The 18,911-nt window shown below is 69.2% G+C and carries 17 protein-coding genes; 10 read left to right on the top strand and 7 right to left on the bottom strand.

Going from position 1 to position 18,911, the window contains the following annotated elements:
- Positions 1-235 precede the first annotated feature (235 nt).
- Entirely contained in the window at positions 236-1,003 is a 768-nt protein-coding gene (locus HLB44_RS05110) for a glucose 1-dehydrogenase (protein ID WP_173121217.1), read from the top strand.
- A 15-nt stretch (positions 1,004-1,018) separates the two neighbouring features.
- Here HLB44_RS05110 and HLB44_RS05105 read toward each other — a convergent pair whose 3' ends face one another.
- Positions 1,019-3,025 (bottom strand): OPT family oligopeptide transporter, encoded by a 2,007-nt coding sequence (locus HLB44_RS05105; RefSeq protein WP_173121215.1) that lies wholly within the window; start codon positions 3,023-3,025, stop codon positions 1,019-1,021.
- A 17-nt stretch (positions 3,026-3,042) separates the two neighbouring features.
- The gene (locus HLB44_RS05100; RefSeq protein WP_173121213.1) at positions 3,043-3,462 is read right to left on the bottom strand and encodes a VOC family protein; all 420 of its coding nucleotides are present in this window, start codon (positions 3,460-3,462) and stop codon (positions 3,043-3,045) included.
- A 169-nt stretch (positions 3,463-3,631) separates the two neighbouring features.
- Between HLB44_RS05100 and HLB44_RS05095 the strand changes: the two genes are divergently transcribed.
- Together HLB44_RS05095 and HLB44_RS05090 are read left to right on the top strand one after the other, a co-directional pair.
- Entirely contained in the window at positions 3,632-4,954 is a 1,323-nt protein-coding gene (locus tag HLB44_RS05095) for an MATE family efflux transporter (protein ID WP_246312036.1), read from the top strand.
- Positions 4,955-5,043: 89 nt separating this feature from the next.
- On the top strand, positions 5,044-5,628 hold the full coding sequence (locus HLB44_RS05090) for a hypothetical protein (protein WP_173121209.1): 585 nt from the start codon (positions 5,044-5,046) through the stop codon (positions 5,626-5,628).
- A 37-nt stretch (positions 5,629-5,665) separates the two neighbouring features.
- Here HLB44_RS05090 and pncB read toward each other — a convergent pair whose 3' ends face one another.
- Genes pncB through HLB44_RS05075 form a run of 3 tightly spaced genes read right to left on the bottom strand, consistent with a single transcriptional unit; the run spans position 5,666 to position 9,839 of the window.
- Positions 5,666-6,865, bottom strand: coding sequence for a nicotinate phosphoribosyltransferase (gene pncB / locus HLB44_RS05085; RefSeq protein ID WP_173121207.1), 1,200 nt, complete (start codon positions 6,863-6,865; stop codon positions 5,666-5,668).
- Between the two features lie 57 nt (positions 6,866-6,922).
- A complete protein-coding gene (locus tag HLB44_RS05080) occupies positions 6,923-9,130 on the bottom strand; it encodes a malate synthase G (protein WP_173121205.1) in 2,208 nt (735 codons plus the stop codon).
- 19 nt (positions 9,131-9,149) lie between these two features.
- On the bottom strand, positions 9,150-9,839 hold the full coding sequence (locus tag HLB44_RS05075; protein WP_173121203.1) for a haloacid dehalogenase type II: 690 nt from the start codon (positions 9,837-9,839) through the stop codon (positions 9,150-9,152).
- Positions 9,840-9,929: 90 nt separating this feature from the next.
- Between HLB44_RS05075 and HLB44_RS05070 the strand changes: the two genes are divergently transcribed.
- The gene (locus HLB44_RS05070) at positions 9,930-10,853 is read left to right on the top strand and encodes a LysR family transcriptional regulator (RefSeq protein ID WP_173121201.1); all 924 of its coding nucleotides are present in this window, start codon (positions 9,930-9,932) and stop codon (positions 10,851-10,853) included.
- Between the two features lie 17 nt (positions 10,854-10,870).
- Here HLB44_RS05070 and HLB44_RS05065 read toward each other — a convergent pair whose 3' ends face one another.
- The gene (locus HLB44_RS05065; RefSeq protein ID WP_173121348.1) at positions 10,871-11,185 is read right to left on the bottom strand and encodes a PsiF family protein; all 315 of its coding nucleotides are present in this window, start codon (positions 11,183-11,185) and stop codon (positions 10,871-10,873) included.
- 120 nt (positions 11,186-11,305) lie between these two features.
- Positions 11,306-12,655 (bottom strand): serine/threonine-protein kinase, encoded by a 1,350-nt coding sequence (locus HLB44_RS05060; protein WP_246312035.1) that lies wholly within the window; start codon positions 12,653-12,655, stop codon positions 11,306-11,308.
- A 74-nt stretch (positions 12,656-12,729) separates the two neighbouring features.
- On the opposite strand from HLB44_RS05060, the gene argS reads away from it, so the two are divergent.
- From argS to HLB44_RS05030, 6 genes are all read left to right on the top strand, one after another.
- Positions 12,730-14,436 (top strand): arginine--tRNA ligase, encoded by a 1,707-nt coding sequence (gene argS, locus HLB44_RS05055; RefSeq protein WP_173121199.1) that lies wholly within the window; start codon positions 12,730-12,732, stop codon positions 14,434-14,436.
- A complete protein-coding gene (locus HLB44_RS05050; protein ID WP_173121197.1) occupies positions 14,433-15,080 on the top strand; it encodes an SPOR domain-containing protein in 648 nt (215 codons plus the stop codon). Before argS ends, HLB44_RS05050 begins: the two co-directional genes overlap by 4 nt.
- Positions 15,081-15,162: 82 nt before the next feature.
- Positions 15,163-15,801, top strand: coding sequence for a thiol:disulfide interchange protein DsbA/DsbL (locus HLB44_RS05045; protein WP_173121195.1), 639 nt, complete (start codon positions 15,163-15,165; stop codon positions 15,799-15,801).
- A 114-nt stretch (positions 15,802-15,915) separates the two neighbouring features.
- Positions 15,916-16,539, top strand: a complete 624-nt coding sequence (gene lptA, locus HLB44_RS05040; RefSeq protein WP_173121193.1) for a lipopolysaccharide transport periplasmic protein LptA — start codon at positions 15,916-15,918, stop codon at positions 16,537-16,539.
- Complete coding sequence (gene lptB, locus HLB44_RS05035) at positions 16,536-17,327, top strand: LPS export ABC transporter ATP-binding protein (RefSeq protein WP_217283515.1); 792 nt, start codon at positions 16,536-16,538, stop codon at positions 17,325-17,327. Before lptA ends, lptB begins: the two co-directional genes overlap by 4 nt.
- A gap of 37 nt (positions 17,328-17,364) precedes the next feature.
- Entirely contained in the window at positions 17,365-18,909 is a 1,545-nt protein-coding gene (locus HLB44_RS05030; protein ID WP_173121191.1) for an RNA polymerase factor sigma-54, read from the top strand.
- Positions 18,910-18,911: the final 2 nt, after the last annotated feature.

The following is an 18,911-nucleotide window of genomic DNA, read 5'->3' as shown; positions in this document are numbered from 1 at the left end:
TGTCCGGTACATTCTGGATTCGGCATTGCCTCCGCCCTTCGTCAAGATTCAGCACCTCGACAAACGGGCATTCCAGGGGCAATGCCGTCCTCGCTTTCACGGGGGTAGCGTGAAATTTCCGGGCTAGAGGCGGTCTTCGATGCGGCCTACGCCGCGCGGCCGCTGGAGTGAAGTCCCCAGGATGCCGTCGCGTCGGTGACTGCCGGTGCGGCGGTGCCTGCCGCAGCATCGCCGGATGAACACTTCCACTCCCCTGGCCGGTCGCATCGCCCTGGTCACCGGTGCCGGCGGCGGCATCGGCCGCGAGATCACCCGGGCGCTGGCCACGGCCGGTGCCCAGGTGATCGCGCTGGACCTGTCGGCCGACGCGCTCGCCGCCACCGCGCAGGCGCTGCGCGAGCAGCAGCTCGCGATCACCACGCTGCAGGCCGACATCGGCTCGGCCGACGAGGTGCGCGATGCGGTCGCGCGCATCGTCGCGGAGCACGGCCGGCTCGACCTGCTGGTCAACAATGCCGGCATCGAGGAGGAGCACACGCGCCTAGCCGACGGCGACGAGGCGCTGTTCGACCGGCTGATGCGGGTGAACGTGAAGGGCACCTGGTTGTGCATGAAGCACGCGCTGGCGCCGATGCTGGCGCAGGGCGGCGGCTGCATCGTCAACATCGCCTCGGTCGCTGGCCTGGTCGGCGCGCCGCTGCAGAGCGTCTACGCCGGCACCAAGCACGCGGTGGTCGGGCTGACCAAGAGCGCGGCGGCCGAATACGCGCGCAAGAACATCCGCGTCAACGCGGTGTGCCCCGGCATCACCCGCACCGCGATGTTCGAGCGTGCGCTCGAACGCGCGCCGCAGCGCGCGAAGGCCATCGATCGCGCGCAGCCGATGGGCCGCATCGGCGAGCCGCAGGAGATCGCGCAGGCGGTGCTGTGGCTGGCATCCGACGCGGCGAGCTTCGTCACCGGGCAGGCGCTGGCGGTGGACGGCGGGCTCACCGCCGTCTGAGCCATTCCAGGCCGATCAGCCGATCAGCACGTTCAGGATCGCGTTGCCGATCCCCATCAGGGCCGCGCCGGAGATCAGCCCGGCGCAGATCGGCTCCATGCCTTCGACCCAGATCGCGTGGGCGCGGGTGCCGGGCGCCTTGTGGCGCAGGGCCATGCCCCAGAAGATCAGCGCGCCGACCCACATCGCGAAGGTCGACTCGGGCGGCAGCACGACGCCCAGGCCGATCGACACCGCCGTCAGCGGAAAGCGGCCCTTGGTCACGATGCGCGCGACTTCGATCACCACCGCGGCGATCGCGGCAATGACCATCGCGGTGATCGCCGACGCCGGCAGACCCTGCACGCCCTTGGCGATCAGCTCGGCGACGCCTTTCCACTGAATGATCGCCGGGAACGCGAAGGCGTCCGAGACCAGCGTCGCGGTCGAGCGCTGGCCGCTCGCATCGGGCGGCAGGAAGAGCAGGAAATACAGCGGCACGCAGGCCATCACGCCGGCGAACAGGCCGATCACGTGGCCGATGGCCTGGTGGCGCGGCTTGCCGCCGAGCATGTAGCCGGGCTTGATGTCCGACAGCAGGTTGGCCGCGTTCGACGCGATCTCGCTGGTCATGCCCGCCGGCAGCAGGTTGCTCGCCGGGTTGCTGCGGTCGAAGGCGCCGATCGTGAACTGCGTGATCTTCGACAGCGACCCGGTCGGCGTCCACGAGGTCAGCGCCATCGCGTTGGTGCAGATCACCGTCAGCACGAAGATCAGCGGCAGCGACACCAGCGCCAGCAGCCACGGCACGCCGAAGAAGGCATGCGTGATCCACGCGCCGAGCAGGCTGAACACCGGCACGCCGACCCAGGAGACCCACAGCGGCAGCTCGATCGCCGACAGCAGGTCGGGCCCTTTCGCCGGCGCGGCCGTCGCGGCCGCCGCCGGCGCACGCGGGCCCATCGACTTGAACGCGGCGCGGAACAGCTCCGGCCGCGCTCCCAGGCTGACCAGCGAGCCGACCACCATCATCGTCACGCCCCACCACATCGACCACTGGTTGACGATCTCGGCGCGCGAGATCGGCACCACCGCGCCGCTGGGCGAGATGCGCTGCACGATGTCGCCGGCCTGGATCATCCAGGGCGCGAGGATCACGAAATTGATGAAGGCGCCGAGCACGCAGCTGGTTGCCACCGCGATGCCCATCAGCCCGCCGACGCCGAGCATCGCGGCATCGAGCGTCAGCCGCAGGCCCAGGGCGCGGAAGTCGGTGCCGAGGATCTTCGGCGTCGCCCAGGCGAGCCTGGCGGCCGCTTCGTAGTAGTAGGTGTCGAGCCGCTCGTGGAAGGTCCACGGCTCCTTCAGGCCTGCCCACTGATGCAGCCGCAGCAGCTTGAACTGCACGAGCTTCATCCAGCCGTCGCCAACGAGCGCCTGGTACACCGCAGTGCCGACGGCAACGATGCCGAGCAGGCGCGCCTTGAACATGCCGGCGCCGGCGTGGCCCGAATACAGCGAATCGAGCACCACGCCGCTGGCGCGGCCTTCGGGGAACGGCAGCTGGTCCTCGTTGATGAAGCGCCGCTTCATCGGGAAGGCGATCAGCACGCCGATGATCGAGATCACGACCATCCAGACCATCATCTGCCACCACGGGATGATGTGGCCGGTGACCAGCATGTAGGCGCCGAGGCTGGAGTACAGCGGCGTGATCACGTAGCCCGCCGCGGTGGCGATCGACTGGGTGCAGTTGTTCTCGAGGATCGTGAAGTCGGGGGCCATGCCGACGCCGTGCATCAGCCGGTACATCGCGAAGGCCAGGATCACCGAGGTCAGCCCGACGCCGATGCCGATGCCGGTCTTGGCGCCGATGTACAGCGCGGTGGCCGCCAGCACGCCGCCGAGCAGGAAGCCGGTGAGCGCGGAGCGCAGCGTCAGCTGCGGCATGTCGCCGCGGAAGACGTTCTCCAGCCACCAGCGGTCCTTCTGCTCGCGGCTCCAGTCGCGGACCTGCTGCTCGTCGAGTTGCTGCAGCGCCATCTCTGGCTTCGCTGCGCCTACCAGGCGCCGGTGTTCGGCATCGAGGCCCACGGCTCGGCCGGGGCCAGCGGCGTGCCGGCCTGCAGCAGCTCGATCGAGATGTTGTCCGGCGAACGCACGAAGGCCATGCGGCCGTCGCGCGGCGGGCGGCTGATGAGCACGCCGTGGTCGACCAGGCGCTGGCAGGTGGCGTAGATGTCGTCGACCGCGTAGGCGATGTGGCCGAAGTTGCGGCCGCCGCCGTAGACCTCGGGGTCCCAGTTGAAGGTCAGCTCGATCTGCGCCTGGGCATCGCCCGGCGCGGCGAGGAAGGCCAGCGTGTAGCGGCCGGCCGGCACTTCCTTCTGCGACATCACCTGGAGGCCGAGGGCGTCGCGGTAGAAGCGCAGGGACGTTTCCAGGTCGGTGACACGCACCATCGTGTGCAGGTATTTCATCGTCGTTGTCCTCGAGAGCCCTGTTGGCGGGGCGATAGGGGCCGATCTTGCCGCGAAAGCAGTTACGTGACCTCGTCGATTCCACCGGGGGGCTGGATGCGCGTGCGTGCCGCGCTGGCTAGCATCGCCGGCTTTGCCGAAACGCATGACTGCCGCACACAAACCCCGTTTGACCAGCCTCGCTTGGCCACTCCTGGTCGAGCTGCTGCTCGGCATCGGGGTCGGCGTCGTCGGCACGGTGCTGGCGGCGAAGCTGTCCGATGCGAGCGGCGCGGCGTTCGCGCTGGCCAATCATGTCGCGGCCATGCTGTTCCTGCTGTTTCGCATCGTCGGCGCTGGCATCAGCGTCGTCGTGTCGCAGAACCTGGGGGGCGGCCGGCGCGACCGCGCCGACGCGGTGGCCTTGGCGACGCTGGGTGCCAGCGGCTGGATCGGCGGCGCCGGCGCGCTGCTGGCCGCGGCCGGCGCTGCGCCGCTGCTGCGGCTGATGAACGCGCCGGCCGACGTGCTGCCGCTGGCGCTGCCGTTCCTGGTCGCGCTGGCGCCGGCGCTGCTGCTCGACGCCTACAACGCCTCGATGTCCAGCGTGCTGCGCGCGCATCTGCGCACGCGCGAGACGCTGGCGGTAATCGTCGTGATGCATTGCGTGCACCTGGCGCTGCTGCTGCCGGCGGTGAAGACGTTCGGCCTGGTCGGCTATGCGCTCGCGCTGGCCGTCAGCCGGATGCTCGGCTTCGCGCTGCACCTCGTGCTGTGGCGCTCGCGGCTGGGCCTGAAGCCGCGCGGGCCCGACTGGCTGCGGCTGCCGCGCGAGGAGCTCGGCGCGGTGCTGCACATCGGCCTGCCGGCGGCGGCCGAGAACATGGGCTGGCGCGCGGCCTTCATGGTCAGCCTCGCGGTGGTCGGCCAGTTCGGTGCGCAGGCGCTGGCCACGCATGCCTACGTGATGCAGGTGATCCACGTGATCCTGCTGTTCGGCCTGGCGACCGGGCTGGCGGTGGAGATCGTCATCGGCCACCAGATCGGCGCCGGGCACTTGCACGACGCGCACAAGCTGGTGCGGCGCGCGCTGGCGCGCGGCATCGTCGTCAGCTTCGTGCTCGCGCTGGCCGCGGCGCTGGGCGGGCGTGCGCTGCTCGGGATCTTCACGCAGGACGAGCGCATCCTCGCGCTCGGTGTCACGCTGCTGTGGCTGACGGTGCTGCTGGAACCCGGCCGCACCTTCAACCTGGTCGTCATCAATGCGCTGCGGGCCACCGGCGATGCACGTTATCCGGTGGTCGCCGGCGCGGCGTCGATGCTGCTGGTGCTGGCCGGCGGCAGCTGGCTGCTCGGCGCTTACCTCGGCTGGGGCCTGCCCGGCGTGTGGATCGCCTACGCGGCCGACGAATGGATCCGTGGCCTGCTGATGTGGCGGCGGTGGGCGCGCCATGACTGGGTGCCGTACGCGCGCGCGACGCACCGGCGCATGCGCGCGAGCGCGCTCCCGTAGCGGTGCCGCTTGGGCGGTGCGCGTCACGTGCCTGGTCTTGACCCTGCGACGCGCGATCATCGGTGTCCAGCAACGGCGAAAGGCCTGCCATGCGACGCTCCACCTGCGCTTTCCTGGCCGCGATGGCCGGCGTCGCCACCGCCGGCGCGAATGACGCCCCGGACTTCGAGAACGGGCGGCTGACGCTGCCGCGCGTCGACACGCCGCAGCAGGTGGGCCGCTTCCAGGACGGCGTGCTGGAGGCGACGTCCGACGGGGTGTTTGGCTTGCGCAGCGTGCAGGAGCTCGGCAAGGGCCGGCTGGCGCCGGTGCTCGGCATCAGCACGGTCGAGGTGATCAAGACGGCGAGTGCGCCTGCGGCGGTCTTCGTGCGCGTCAGCGGCGCTGAACCGGGCTGCGGCTTCGCCGGCCCGGCGCGGGCGCATCAGCGGCGTGTGGGCACGAGCTTCGAGGTGCAGGTGAGCGTGCCTTACGTCAATCCGATCGATATGCCGCAGGTCTGTCCGGCGAACATCCGCCCCTTCCGCATCACGGTGCCGCTGGCGGTCTACGGCGCGCAGGCCGGGACCTACGGCGTCACGGTCAACGGCGTGCACACGGCGCAGTTCACGCTGGACCGCGTGAACGCCTTTGCGGACGACTGCGACGTGCAGAAGTACGGGAACTGCTCCTGACGCGCCCCGCCGCGCGGCGGCGGATCGGCGTCCCTCGTCAGCCCGGGTGGTCCGGCGGCACGTTGAACACCTGCCGCAGGTAGGCCAGGAAGGTCTGGTCCTCGCACAGGATCTTGCCGGGGCTGTCCGACAGCTTGGCCACCGGCTGGCCGTTGCACTGGGTCAGCTTCATCACGATGTGCAGCGTGTGCAGCCCCATGTCGTTGGTCAGGTACGTGCCGATGCCGAAGCCGCACTGCGTGCGGTCGGCGAACAGCCGGTAGAGGCGGAAGGCCTTCGGCAAGGTCAGGCTGTCGCTGAACACCAGGCGCTTGGTGTGCGGGTCGATGCGCAGCTTGGCGTAGTGCTCGAGTGCCTTCTCGCCCCAGGCCACCGGGTCGCCGGAGTCGTGGCGCAGCCCGTCGAAGAGCTTGGCGAAATAGAGGTCGAAGTCGGCGAGGAAGGCGTCCATGCCGACGACGTCGGTCAGTGCGATCCCCAGGTCGCCGCGGTACTCCTGCACCCACGACTCGAGCGCCGCCTTCTGGAAGTCGCGCAGCCGCACGCCGGTGGCCTGCCAGGTCTGCAGGTACTCGTGCGCCATCGTGCCGATCGGCACCAGGTTCAGGTCGCGCGCGAGCAGCACGTTCGAGGTGCCCTTGAAGTACTGCGGCACGTCGCGCTGCAGCTTGCTGACGACCTCGCGGTGCCACTCGCCCGAGAAGCGCCGCCGCACGCCGAAATCGAAGAACTCGAACGGATGGCGGCGCTTCGGCTCGCGGCCGATGTCGCGCAGCAGCTCGATCTTCTCGGCCAGGCGCCGCCGGCCCTCGGCCATCACCTGCGGCGTCTCGAAGTGCCGGAAATACAGCTCGTTGACGATCGCCAGCACGTGGATCTCGAAGGCCATCACGTGCACCTGGGGCCCGCGGGCGACGATCTCCAGCGTGCCGGCGTTGTCGCGCACCTCGATGAAATCGCGCTGGAACTGGAAGATGCGCAGGAAGTCGACGAAGTCGCTCTTGATGAAGCGCAGGCCCGCCAGGTAGTCGAGCTCGTCACTCTGGAAGCGCAGCGTGCACAGGTGGTCGAGCTGCTCGTTGATCTCGGCGATCAGGTGCGTCAGCGGGTAGTCGTGCGCATTGCGGCAGACGAAGACGTATTCACTTTGCACCGCGGGGTGCCGATGCAGCATCGCCTGCCACATCGTGAACTTGTACAAGTCTGTCTCGAGCAGACTGCGGATCACCGGTTGCATGGCGCAGTATAGAAGTGGGCCCTGCTGCGAAGGGCCCATTGGGACACCGGGGAAACCTCAGGCCGCCTTGACCTTCAGGCGCCAGGCATGCAGCAGCGGCTCGGTGTAGCCCGACGGCTGCTGCTTGCCCTTGAAGACGAGATCCAGCGCCGCGCGATAGGCAAAGCTCGAAGCGAAGTTCCCGGCCATCGGCCGGTACAGCGCATCCCCGGCGTTCTGCTGGTCGACCACCGCTGCCATGCGCTCGAAGGTCGCACGCACCTGCGCTTCGGACACCACGCCGTGGTGCAGCCAGTTGGCGATGTGCTGGCTCGAGATGCGCAGCGTCGCGCGGTCTTCCATCAGGCCGACGTTGTGGATGTCCGGCACCTTCGAGCAGCCGACGCCCTGGTCGACCCAGCGCACGACATAGCCGAGGATGCCCTGCACGTTGTTGTCGAGCTCCTGCTGGCGCTCGGCGTCGGACCACTTGGCCGCGGCGACCACCGGGATCTGCAGCAGCCCGCCGAGCAGCGCCTCGCGCTCGCCGTCGGCATCGATCTTCTCCAGGTCCTGCTGCACGCTGGCCACGTCGATCTGGTGATAGTGCAGCGCGTGCAGCGTCGCGGCGGTCGGGCTCGGCACCCAGGCGGTGTTGGCGCCGGCCTTCGGATGGCCGACCTTCTGCTCCAGCATCGCCGCCATCAGGTCGGGCATCGCCCACATGCCCTTGCCGATCTGCGCGCGGCCGCGCAGGCCCATGCCGAGGCCCACCAGCACGTTGTTGCGCTCGTAGGCCTGGATCCAGGCGCTGGACTTCATGTCGCCCTTGCGCAGCATCGGGCCGGCCAGCATCGCGGTGTGCATCTCGTCGCCGGTGCGGTCGAGGAAGCCGGTGTTGATGAAGGCGACGCGATTCGCCGCCGCGGCGATGCAGGCCTTCAGGTTGACGCTGGTGCGGCGCTCCTCGTCCATGATGCCGAGCTTGACGGTGGCTTCGGGCAGACCGAGCAGCTGTTCGACGCGGCCGAACAGCTCGCTGGCGAAGGCCACCTCGGCCGGCCCGTGCATCTTCGGCTTGACGATGTAGACCGAGCCCTTGCGCGAGTTGACGATGCCGTTGGCGCCCCGCTTCTGCAGGTCGACCAGCGCGATCGTCGTCGTGATCACCGCATCGAGGATGCCCTCGGGGATCTCGCGGCCATCGGCGCCCCACAGGATCGCCGGATTGGTCATCAGGTGGCCGACGTTGCGCACGAACATGAGGGACCGGCCGTGCAGCCGCACCTCGCCCTGGCCGTTCGGCGCCGTGTAGATCCGGTCCGGATTCAGCCCGCGGGTGAAGGTCTTGCCGCCCTTGGCCACGCTTTCGGTCAGCGTGCCCTGCAGGATGCCGAGCCAGTTCGAGTAGGCCAGCAGCTTGTCCTCGGCATCGACCGCGGCGATCGAGTCCTCGAGGTCGAGGATCGTCGACAGCGCCGATTCGATCACCACGTCGGCAATGCCGGCGGCATCGCCGGCGCCGATCGTCGTGGCGCGGTCGATGCGGATGTCCAGGTGCAGGCCATGGTGCCGCAGCAGCACCGACGACGGCGCGGCCGGGTCACCCTGATAACCCACAAGTTGCGCGGCATCGACGAGTGTCGCGCTGCGGCCCCAGGGCAGCGACACGATCAGCTGGCCGCCCTGGATGCGGTAGCCGGTGGCCTGTGCGTGCGAGCCGGCCGCGCCGTTGCAGATCAGCGGCGCCGCCTGGTCGAGCACGCGCCGCGCATAGGCGATCACCTGGTTGCCGCGTGCCGGGTTGTAGGCGCCGCCGCGCTCGGCGCCGCCGGTCTCCGGGATCACGTCGGTGCCGTAGAGCGCGTCGTACAGCGAGCCCCAGCGGGCGTTCGCCGCGTTCAGCGCATAACGCGCATTCAGAATGGGGACGACGAGTTGCGGCCCGGCCTGCAGCGCCAGCTCGTCGTCGACGTTGGTGGTCGTCGCCCGCGCGCCCGCGGGCGGGGCCTGCAGGTAGCCGATCTGCTCGAGATGGGCGCGATAGGCGGCCTGGTCGGCAATCGGGCCGGGATGGGCGCGGTGCCATTCGTCGAGCGCGGCTTGCAGCCGGTCGCGCTCGGCGAGCAGCGCGGCGTTCTTCGGCGCCAGATCGCGCACGATGGCGTCGAAGCCTTGCCAGAAGGCGGCTGAGTCAACGCCGGTGGCCGGCAGCACGCGGTCCTCGATGAAACGGTACAGCTCGGTCGCGACCTGGAGCGAGTGGCAGGAAGTGCGCGCGGTCATGGTGATGTCCTCGAAAGTGTCAGGAGTCGGGGAAGAACGAGAGCACGTCGCGCAGGCTGCTGCCGATGCGCGAAGGCTCGGTGTCGAGTTGTTCCAGCGGTGCGCCGGCTCGGTTGACCCACAGCGTCGTGAAGCCGAACCAGGTGGCGCCGATCGCGTCCCAGCCGTTGCTGGAGACGAACAGGATCTTCTTCGCCGGCAGGCCGAACGCCGCGGGCCCCAGCGCATAGACCACCGGATCGGTCTTGAAGCGCTGCACGGCGTCGGCGCTGAGCAGCGGGTCGAGCAGCTCGGCGAAGCCGGCGCTCTTGACGGCGACGGCCAGCATGTCGGGATCGCCGTTGCTCAGGATGCCGGCGCGGATGCCGCGGGCTTTCAGCGCGGCGAGCACGTCGCGGTTCTCCGGAAAGGCCGACAGGTGCCGGTACTGGTTCATCAGCCGGTCCTCGGCCTCGCGCGCGAGCGCCAGGCCGAGCTTCAGCGCCGCGAAGCGCAGCCCCGCGCGCGTGAGGTCCCAGAACGGCCGGTAGCGGCCGCTCATCGACAGCAGCCGTGCGTACTCGATCTGCTTGTCGCGCCACAGCGCCGCCAGCGCATCGCCGCGGCCGGGGAAGAGCTGCTCGGCCAGCAGCCCGACGCTGTAGACGTCGAACAGCGTGCCGTAGGCGTCGAACAGCACGGCTTCCGGCGATTGTGTCTTGGGCAGCATGACCCCGGACTGTATTGCGAACTTGACTCCGTATTAACTTCCGAAATTGCGATTGATTCGTGACTGATTGATGTGTAATCATCCGCGGCCATGGATCGCCTGAAGCAGATCGAATCCTTCACCGCGGTGGCCGGCAAAGGCAGCCTGACCGCCGCCGCGCAGGCCGAAGGGGTCGCCCCGGCGGTGATCGGCCGGCGCATCGATGCGCTGGAGGAGCGGCTGGGCGTCAAGCTGCTGGTGCGCACGACGCGGCGATTGACGCTGACCCATGAAGGCAGCGCCTTCCTCGAAGATTGCCAGCGCATCCTGGCCGAGATCGCCAATGCCGAAGCCAGCGTCAGTGCCGGCGGCGTGAAAGCCAGTGGCCACTTGCGCATCACGGCGCCGGCCGGCTTCGGGCGCCGCCACGTCGCGCCGCTGGTGCCGAAGTTTCTCGCGCTGCATCCCGACGTCAGCCTGTCGCTGAACCTGTCGGACCGCGTCGTCGACATCGTCAACGAAGGCTTCGATTCGGCCGTGCGTGTCGGCGACCTGCCCGATTCGAGCCTGGTCAGCGTGCGGCTGGCCGACAACCGGCGGCTGTGCGTCGCGGCGCCGGCTTATCTGAAGCGTGCCGGCACGCCGAAACATCCGCAGGAGCTCGGCCGCCACGAGTGCCTGCTGCTGTCATCGGACGCCAGCCAGACCCGCGGCTGGGCCTTCACCGTCGATGGCGATGTGATCCACCTGCGCCCGGGCGGACGCCTCGATTGCAGCGACGGCCAGGTGTTGCACGCCTGGTGCCTGCAGGGCCTGGGGCTCGCCTGGCGCAGCACCTGGGAGGTGGAGCAGCAGATCGCTGCGGGCCAGCTGCTGGAAGTGCTGGCCGATTTCGCTGCACCGCCGAACGGCATCTATGCCGTCGTGCCGCAGCGCAAGCACCTGCCCTTGCGCGTGCGGTTGTGGATCGATTTCCTGAAGCACAGCTTCGGCGACGCCACCTACTGGAAGGGGCCGCCGCCGGCTGCCGCCTGAAGGTTCAGGCCTCAGGCTCAGGCCTTCAGGCACTCCGACATGAACTTCTTGCGCTCGGCGCCCTTCTTGTCGCCGGCGTCCTTGTTGCAGGTCGTCATCTTGCTCTGCTGCGTTTCCTTCTTCGCCGACAGGCAGGTCTTCATGAAGGCCTTGCGCTCGTCGCCTTTCTTGTCGCCGGCCTCCTTGTTGCACGCGCCCATCTTGGTCTGCTGAGCGGTTGCCGCCTTGGGCGCGCTGGCGGCCATGTCGGGGGCTGCCTTGTGGGTCGACGCCTGCGCCAGTCCGGCACACAGCACGAGCGACGCCAACGCGACGCTGATCTGCTTGAACATCATGGGATCTCCTTCCTCGTGTGATCGGCCCACCCAGGGCCGCAGCCGATTGGAGCACCGCGCTCCAGGGCCGGCAACGAGACAACGCGGCACGCTGTCGCGCCGCACACACGCCATTCGTTACAGGATGCGCCGCGGATGCGCCAACGATTCGTGCGCCGCATGCAGCCGGCGTACGAGCACGCGGATGAACGCGCCGTCGAAGAGATGGCGCGTCGCCTGGCTCAGCGATTGCATCGTCTCGGGCGTGAAGGCCAGCGTCGTCGCCTGCTCCGAGACGATCACGTCCGCGGCATGGGTGCGCAGGTCCGGGTTCGGCGCGAGGTACGCCATCTCGCCGACGGAGGTGCCGGCGCCGAGCTGCGCGACGCGATTGCCGTCGCGGTACACGTCGATGCGGCCCTGCGTGATGATGTGGAAGGTGCGGCCTTCCTCACCCTTGCGGTACAGCGCGGCGCCGAAGGCATGGCGCTGCCAGCGCCCGCGGTGCACCACTTCCCAGATCTCGACATCGCCGAAGTCGGCAAAGAATTCGAGCGAGCGCAGCAGGTTGAAGCGCTCGGAGTGCAGCACGTCCTGCAGCTGGCCGCGCGGCACCTCGGCGTTGGCGACCAGCGAGGACCAGTCGCGCGCGAATTCGTCCCAGTCGGCGTAGCGGTCCTCGCGGCTCTTCGACAACGCGCGTTCGAGGATCGCCTGCATGCGCGGCGGCACGTCCTCGCGCAGCAGCGTCAGCGGCGGCGCCTCGCCGTTGTAGATCTGGTGCATCAGCGCCGGCTGCGTCACCGCATCGAAAGGCGGCCGGCCGGCGACCAGGTGATACAGCACCCCGGCCAGCGAATACTGGTCGGCGCGCGAATCGAGCGCGCTGCCATCGAGCTGCTCGGGCGACATGTAGGCCAGCGAGCCGACGCGGAACACCTGCGTGCGCTCGCTCATCGTGTCGAGCACGCTGCCGAAGTCGCTGATCTTGACGTCGATCACGTGCTCGCCCTGCATCACGGCGAGGATGTTGGCCGGTTTGACATCGCGATGGATCAGCCCCTGGCGCGCGACATACCCGAGCGCCATCGCGCACTTGAAGCCGATTTCGACGATCTGGTCGAGCGACAGCAGCGCGTTGCTGCGGCAGAAGCGCCGCAGCGTGACGCCGCCGACGTACTCCATCACCAGGTAGGGCATCACCGGGTCGGGCACCGCGTCGAAGATCTCGACGACGTTCGGGTGCTTCAGCTTGCCGGCCAGCGCCGCCTCGGCATCGAAGAAGTGCGCGCGGTAGTGGTTGTCGGCGCTTTCGCCGCCGGTGGCCGCGCGCACGCGCTTGACCGCCACCAGCCGGTCGCGGAAGTCGTCGCGGGCGAGGAACACCTCGCTCGTCGCCCCTTCGCCGAGCCGCGATTGCACGCGGTAGCGCCCGATCCAGGCTGGATGATCGGCTGGGGGCGAGGTGGCTTCGGGTGTCGAGCTCAAGGTCAGGCCGCAAGGGGTCGGTCGATTATGCAGGCCGGGTGCCGCCCAAAGGGCGAACCTTAGAATCCGCGCCCATGATCCAAGCCAAGCAGGAGCTGTTGCAGACGCTGCAAGCCACCGTCGCGCAGCTCGCGCCCGACGCCGGTTTCACGCCGGCCTTCGAATCCCCGAAACAGGCCGCCCACGGCGATTTCGCGATCACCGCGGCGATGCCGCTGGCCAAGGCGTTGAAGCGCAACCCGCGCGAGCTGGCCGCCGAGTTGGTCGCCGCGCTGCAAGCGCAGCCGGCGTTCCAGCGCTGGGTCGAATCGCTCGAGATCGCCGGCCCCGGCTTCATCAACCTGAAGCTCAAGGCCGCGGCGCGGCAGGCGGTGGTCGCCGAGGTGCTGCAGGCCGGCGACAGCTTCGGCCGCCGCGCGGCCAACGGCCGCAAGCTGATGGTCGAGTTCGTGTCCGCCAACCCGACCGGGCCGCTGCACGTCGGCCATGGCCGCCAGGGCGCGCTCGGCGATTCGATCTGCCGGCTCTTCGAGTCGCAGGGCTGGCAGGTGCAGCGCGAGTTCTATTACAACGATGCCGGCGTGCAGATCGCCAATCTGGCGCTGTCGGTGCAGAGCCGCTTGAAGGGCCTGCAACCCGGCGACGCCGCGTGGCCCGCCGATGCCTATAACGGCGACTACATCGCCGACATCGCCGCGGACTTCCTGGCGAAGAAGCTGGTGCATGCCGACGACCGCGAGTTCACGGCCTCGGGCGACATCGACGACCTCGACAGCATCCGCCAGTTCGCGGTGGCCTACCTGCGCCACGAGCAGGACCTGGATTTGCAGGCCTTCGGTGTGCACTTCGACCACTACTTCCTCGAATCGAGCCTCTACACCGAGGGGCGAGTGGATGCCACCGTCGCGCGGCTGCAGGCCTCGGGCAAGACCTACGAGCAGGACGGCGCGCTGTGGCTGCGCTCGACCGACTACGGCGACGACAAGGACCGGGTGATGCGCAAGGGCGACGGCACCTACACCTATTTCGTGCCCGACATCGCGTACCACGTCACCAAGTGGGAGCGCGGCTTTCACAAGGTCATCAACGTGCAGGGCACCGACCACCACGGCACGATCGCCCGCGTGCGCGCCGGGCTGCAGGCGGCCGGCGTCGGCATCCCGCAGGGCTGGCCCGACTACGTGCTGCACAAGATGGTCACCGTGATGAAGGGTGGCGAGGAGGTCAAGCTCTCCAAGCGCGCCGGCGGCTACGTCACGCTGCGCGACCTGATCGACTGGACCAGCCGCGACGCGGTGCGCTTCTTCCTGATCAGCCGCAAGGCCGACACCGAGTTCACCTTCGATGTCGACCTGGCGGTCAAGGCGAGCGACGAGAACCCGGTCTTCTACGTGCAGTACGCGCACGCGCGCATCTGCTCGGTGCTGGCCGAATACGCCAAGCGCGGCGGTGCGATGGCCTCGACGAGCGCTGATCTCGGACTGCTGACGGCGCCCACCGAGCAGGCGCTGCTGCTGAAGCTCGCCGCCTACCCGGACATGCTGTGCAGCGCGGCGGCCGACATGGTGCCGCACGACATCGCCTTCTACCTGCGCGACGTGGCCGCGGCTTTCCACAGTTATTACGCCGCCGAACGTTTCCTCGGCGTCGATCCGCCGCTCGAGCGCGCCCGCATGGAGCTGCTGTCAGCGACGCGCCAGGTGCTGCGCAATGCGCTCGACCTGCTCGGCGTCGGCGCGCCGGAAGCGATGGCGCGCGAGGCGTCCCCGGAGGTTGCATGAAGGGGAAGCCACAACGCGGTACGCAGCGCGGCGGCTTCGTGATGGGCCTGATCGTCGGCCTGCTGCTCGGGCTGGCGCTGGCGCTCGGCGTCGCGCTGTACATCACCAAGGTGCCGATTCCCTTCGTCAACAAGGTGCCGATGCGCACGGCAGAGCAGGATGCCGCGGAAGCGGCGAAGAACAGGAACTGGGACCCGAACGCACCGCTGGCCGGCAAGAATCCGGCGCGCCCGGCGCCGGTGGCTGCTGCCGCCAGCGGCGTGGTCGAAGCGGCCTCGGCGCCGCCGCCGCGGGTAGCGGCCAGCGCGCAGGCGCCGGCCCAGCTCGCTTCGGCGCCGAAGCCGGGCCGCGATCCGGCGGCGATCCTCGCCGGCCAGGCGCCCAAGTCCACCGCTTCGGCGCCCGAGGCGTTCAGCTACTACGTGCAGGCCGGCGCGTTCGCGCGGCCGGAGGATGCCGAGCAGCAGCGAGCGAAGCTGGCGATGCTCGGCGTCGGCGCCCGCGTGATGGAGCGCGAGCAGGCCGGCCGCATGGTCTACCGCGTGCGTGTCGGCCCGTTCGATGCGCGCCAGGAGGCCGAGGCCGTCCAGGGTCGCCTGGCGGCGTCGAGCGTCGAGGCCAATCTGGTGCGGGTCGACCGCTGAAAAGCGCACGCCGATTGAACTTCGGCCGCGCGGCCGGGTCCCTCGCGCCGCGGACAATGAACGTACCGAAAGGACTGATCGAATGAAGCGTCGTGAATTTGCCCTCGGGGTCGGTGGTGGCGTGGCCTCGCTGCTGGCGATGCCGGCCTGTGCCCAGGGTGACCCGGCCGAAGGCAAGGAGTACACGCGGCTGCAGTCCCCGGTGGCGCCGGGCACGCCGGCCGGCAAGATCGAGGCGGTCGAGTTCTTCGGCTACTGGTGCCCGCACTGCCATGCCTTCGAGCCGGCGCTCGACGCCTGGGTGCGCAAGCTGCCGGCCGATGTCGTGTTCCGGCGCGTTCCGGTGGCCTTCAACGCGCCGCAGGAGCCGTACCAGAAACTGTTCTACGCGCTCGAGGCGTTGGGCCAGCTCGAGGCCATGCACCGCAAGGTGTTCAACGCGATCCACGTCGACCGCGTGCGGCTCGACAAGGACAGCGAGTTGCAGAAGCTCGCCGGCGCCAACGGCATCGACTATCCGAAGCTCAAGGACACGATGGCCAGCTTCTCGGTGGCGACCAAGTGCAACCAGGCCAAGCAATTGGCCAACGCCTACAAGATCGACGGCGTGCCGACGCTGGCGGTGCAAGGCCGCTACATGACCTCGGTCGGCCAGGCCGGCAGCCACGAGGGCGCGCTGCGCGTGATGGACGGTCTGATCCAGAAGGCCCGCAAGGGTTGAGCAGCCGGCCCCGGGAGTACGCGGGCCGATGAGTTCGCGCAGGAATTCCCACCTTCCGCGCACAGGGCGGCACGAGCTTGCGTCTAGAATGGCCTGCAAGTTTTGTGCCGCCAAATGACGCCTTCATTCCCCATTCGACCCGCCGCCTTCTGTTGCGCCGCAGCACTGGCCGGCGCCATGGGCGCGGCGCAGGCCGAAAAGACCGACCGCAGCAAGCCGATGACGCTCGAGTCGGACAAGCCCTGCGTGGTCAATCTGGTCAAGCAGACCAGCGCCTGCAGCGGCAACGTCGTCATCACGCAGGGCACGCTGCTGATCCGCGCCGACAAGGTCGAGCTTCGCGAGACAACCGATGGCTACCAGGTCGCCAGCGCGACCGGCGCCGACGGCCGCCCGGCGCAATACCGGCAGAAGCGCGACGGCGTCGATGAGTATGTCGAAGGCGCCGCAACGCGCATCGACTACGACAGCCGCGCCAACACGCTGCGCTTCGAAGGCCAGGCCACCGCGCGCCGGCTGCGCGGCACCGTGACGGCCGACGAGATCCACGGCGCCGTGATCGTGTGGGACAACACCGCCGAGATGTTCAGCGTGCAAGGCGGCGCAGCCACCGCGGCCAACCCCGGCGGCCGCGTTCGCGCGGTGCTGGCCCCGCGCGACGCCGCCTCGGCGCCGCCGGCGGCCGCGGCCAGCGCGCCGCTGCTGCGCAGCACGCCTTCGCTCGGGGAGCGGCGTTGAACGCACGCGGCCCGTCGGGTCTCGCGGCCGCCGTGCGCGCGCTGCCGGCGAGCCGGCTCGAAGTGGCGGGGCTGCAGAAGACCTACGGCTCGCGCAAGGTCGTCAAGGAAGTGCACCTGGCCGTCGGCGGCGGCGAGGTCGTCGGCCTGCTGGGCCCGAATGGCGCCGGCAAGACGACCACCTTCTACATGGTGGTCGGCCTGGTGCGCGCCGACGCCGGCGAGATCCACATCGACGGCGTCGCGGTGCACGGCAAGCCGATCCACCAGCGCGCGCGCATGGGGCTGTCCTACCTGCCGCAGGAAGCCTCGATCTTCCGCAAGCTCAACGTCGCCGAGAACATCCGCGCAGTGCTCGAGCTGCAGACCGGCCCCGACGGCAAGGCGCTTCGACCCAAGCACATCGAGCAGCAGCTCGAACAGCTGCTGCACGACCTGTCGATCGAGAAGCTGCGCGACTCGCCGGCCCCGGCGCTGTCCGGCGGTGAACGCCGGCGCGTCGAGATCGCCCGCGCGCTGGCGACGCAGCCACGCTTCATCCTGCTCGACGAGCCTTTCGCCGGCGTCGACCCGATCGCGGTGATCGAGATCCAGCGCATCATCGGCTTCCTGAAGAGCCGCGGCATCGGCGTGCTGATCACCGATCACAACGTGCGCGAGATGCTCGGCATCTGCGACCGCGCGTACATCATCAGCGAGGGCCGCGTGCTTGCCGAAGGCACGCCGTCCGAGATCGTCGAGAACCCGGACGTGCGCCGGGTGTATCTCGGCGAGCACTTCCGCATGTAGGCGCCATGAAGCCGCCTTTTCAGTTCCGCAGGCCCGCATGAAGCCGTCCCTACAGGTCCGGCTGTCGCAGCATCTGGCGCTGACGCCGCAGCTCCAGCAATCGATCCGGCTGCTGCAGCTGTCGACGCTGGAGCTGCACCAGGAAATCGAGCAGATGCTCGAGCAGAACCCCTTCCTGGAGGTCGAGGGCGACCAGGCGCCGATGGAGTTCGGCCTCGAACGCGTCAGCGCGCCGGAGAAGGTGGCCGACAGCGCGGTCGACCGCCCCGCTGAGCGCGACGAGCCGGCCGGCGACTCGGGCGGCGACGAGCCGGCCGGGGTCGACTCGGCCGAGTTCGGCGTGGCCGAGCGCGAGGACTGGGACAACGGCACCGAGGCCGAGGACTTCGACGGCATCCGCGAGCTGCCCTCGTCCAACTCCAGCAGCACCAGCGGCAGCGGCGGCGACGACGAGTTCGAGCCGATCGAATCAGCCGATGCCGGGCCGACGCTGCAGGAGCACCTGCGCCGCCAGCTGCTGGGCATGCGGCTGTCGCCCGAGGACTTCGCCGCGGTCACGATCCTGATCGAGTCGTTGAACGACGACGGCTACCTGGCCGACCCGCTCGAAGAGATCGCCGAACGGCTGGTCGGCAGCGGCGAGGAATTCGCCGAGGGCCGCGAAGAGCTGCTCGAGCGCCTGCGCTGCGCGCTGAAGTGGCTGCAGAGCCTGGAACCCGCCGGCGTCGGCGCGTCGAACCTGGGCGACTGCCTGGTGCTGCAACTGCGCCAGCAACCGCGCTGCGAAGCGCAGGCGGTGGCGATCATCATCTGCAAGCAGCACCTGGAGCTGCTGGCGCGGCGCGACGCCAAGAAGCTGATGGCCGCCACCGGCGCCGACGAGGTGCTGCTGCGCGCCGCGCAGGCGCTGATCGTCGCCTGCGAACCGAAGCCGGGGCGGCCGTTTTCGCGCGCCGAGGCGAACATCGTCGTGCCCGACGTGATCGTCACGAAGTCGGGCCGCGGCTGGAAGGTTCAATTGAATCCCGACGTGATGCCCAAGCTGCGCATCAACGACCTCTACGCGCAGGCGATCCGCGGCCAGCGCAACGGCTCGGGCACCGGGCTGTCGTCGCGGCTGCAGGAAGCGCGCTGGTTCATGAAGAACATCCTGCAGCGCTTCGACACCATCCTGCGCGTCAGCCAGGCGATCGTCGAGCGCCAGAAGGCCTTCTTCACGCACGGCGCGATCGCGATGAAGCCACTGGTGCTGCGCGAGATCGCCGACGAGCTCGGCCTGCACGAATCGACGATCTCGCGCGTGACCACCGCCAAATACATGAACACGCCCTACGGCACCTTCGAGCTGAAGTATTTCTTCGGCTCGTCGCTGAACACCGAGGCCGGCGGCAACGCGTCGAGCACCGCCGTGCGGGCGCTGATCAAGCAGCTCGTCAGCGCCGAGAACCCGGCCAAGCCGCTGTCGGACAACCAGCTGTCGGACATGCTGGCCGAGCAGGGCATCCAGGTCGCGCGGCGCACGGTGGCGAAGTACCGCGAGGCGCTGAAGATCGCGCCGGCGAACCTGCGTAAGGCGATGTGAAG

This window comes from Pseudaquabacterium terrae (assembly GCF_013266755.1).
GTDB classification, from domain to species: domain Bacteria; phylum Pseudomonadota; class Gammaproteobacteria; order Burkholderiales; family Burkholderiaceae_C; genus Pseudaquabacterium; species Pseudaquabacterium terrae.
The sequence above is the reverse complement of the archived record's forward strand: the minus strand, read 5'-3'. Positions and strand labels throughout refer to the sequence as shown.

What these genes read in the sequence shown, in the direction of transcription:
- HLB44_RS05045 (WP_173121195.1), top strand. Translation starts at nt 15,163, where the DNA reads ATGAAGCGTCGTGAATTTGCCCTCGGGGTCGGTGGTGGCGTGGCCTCG.
- HLB44_RS05075 (WP_173121203.1), bottom strand. Translation starts at nt 9,839, where the DNA reads ATGCTGCCCAAGACACAATCGCCGGAAGCCGTGCTGTTCGACGCCTAC.
- HLB44_RS05065 (WP_173121348.1), bottom strand. Translation starts at nt 11,185, where the DNA reads ATGTTCAAGCAGATCAGCGTCGCGTTGGCGTCGCTCGTGCTGTGTGCC.
- HLB44_RS05100 (WP_173121213.1), bottom strand. Translation starts at nt 3,462, where the DNA reads ATGAAATACCTGCACACGATGGTGCGTGTCACCGACCTGGAAACGTCC.
- HLB44_RS05070 (WP_173121201.1), top strand. Translation starts at nt 9,930, where the DNA reads ATGGATCGCCTGAAGCAGATCGAATCCTTCACCGCGGTGGCCGGCAAA.
- lptA (WP_173121193.1), top strand. Translation starts at nt 15,916, where the DNA reads ATGACGCCTTCATTCCCCATTCGACCCGCCGCCTTCTGTTGCGCCGCA.
- argS (WP_173121199.1), top strand. Translation starts at nt 12,730, where the DNA reads ATGATCCAAGCCAAGCAGGAGCTGTTGCAGACGCTGCAAGCCACCGTC.
- HLB44_RS05110 (WP_173121217.1), top strand. Translation starts at nt 236, where the DNA reads ATGAACACTTCCACTCCCCTGGCCGGTCGCATCGCCCTGGTCACCGGT.
- HLB44_RS05090 (WP_173121209.1), top strand. Translation starts at nt 5,044, where the DNA reads ATGCGACGCTCCACCTGCGCTTTCCTGGCCGCGATGGCCGGCGTCGCC.
- HLB44_RS05080 (WP_173121205.1), bottom strand. Translation starts at nt 9,130, where the DNA reads ATGACCGCGCGCACTTCCTGCCACTCGCTCCAGGTCGCGACCGAGCTG.
- HLB44_RS05105 (WP_173121215.1), bottom strand. Translation starts at nt 3,025, where the DNA reads ATGGCGCTGCAGCAACTCGACGAGCAGCAGGTCCGCGACTGGAGCCGC.
- HLB44_RS05050 (WP_173121197.1), top strand. Translation starts at nt 14,433, where the DNA reads ATGAAGGGGAAGCCACAACGCGGTACGCAGCGCGGCGGCTTCGTGATG.
- pncB (WP_173121207.1), bottom strand. Translation starts at nt 6,865, where the DNA reads ATGCAACCGGTGATCCGCAGTCTGCTCGAGACAGACTTGTACAAGTTC.
- HLB44_RS05030 (WP_173121191.1), top strand. Translation starts at nt 17,365, where the DNA reads ATGAAGCCGTCCCTACAGGTCCGGCTGTCGCAGCATCTGGCGCTGACG.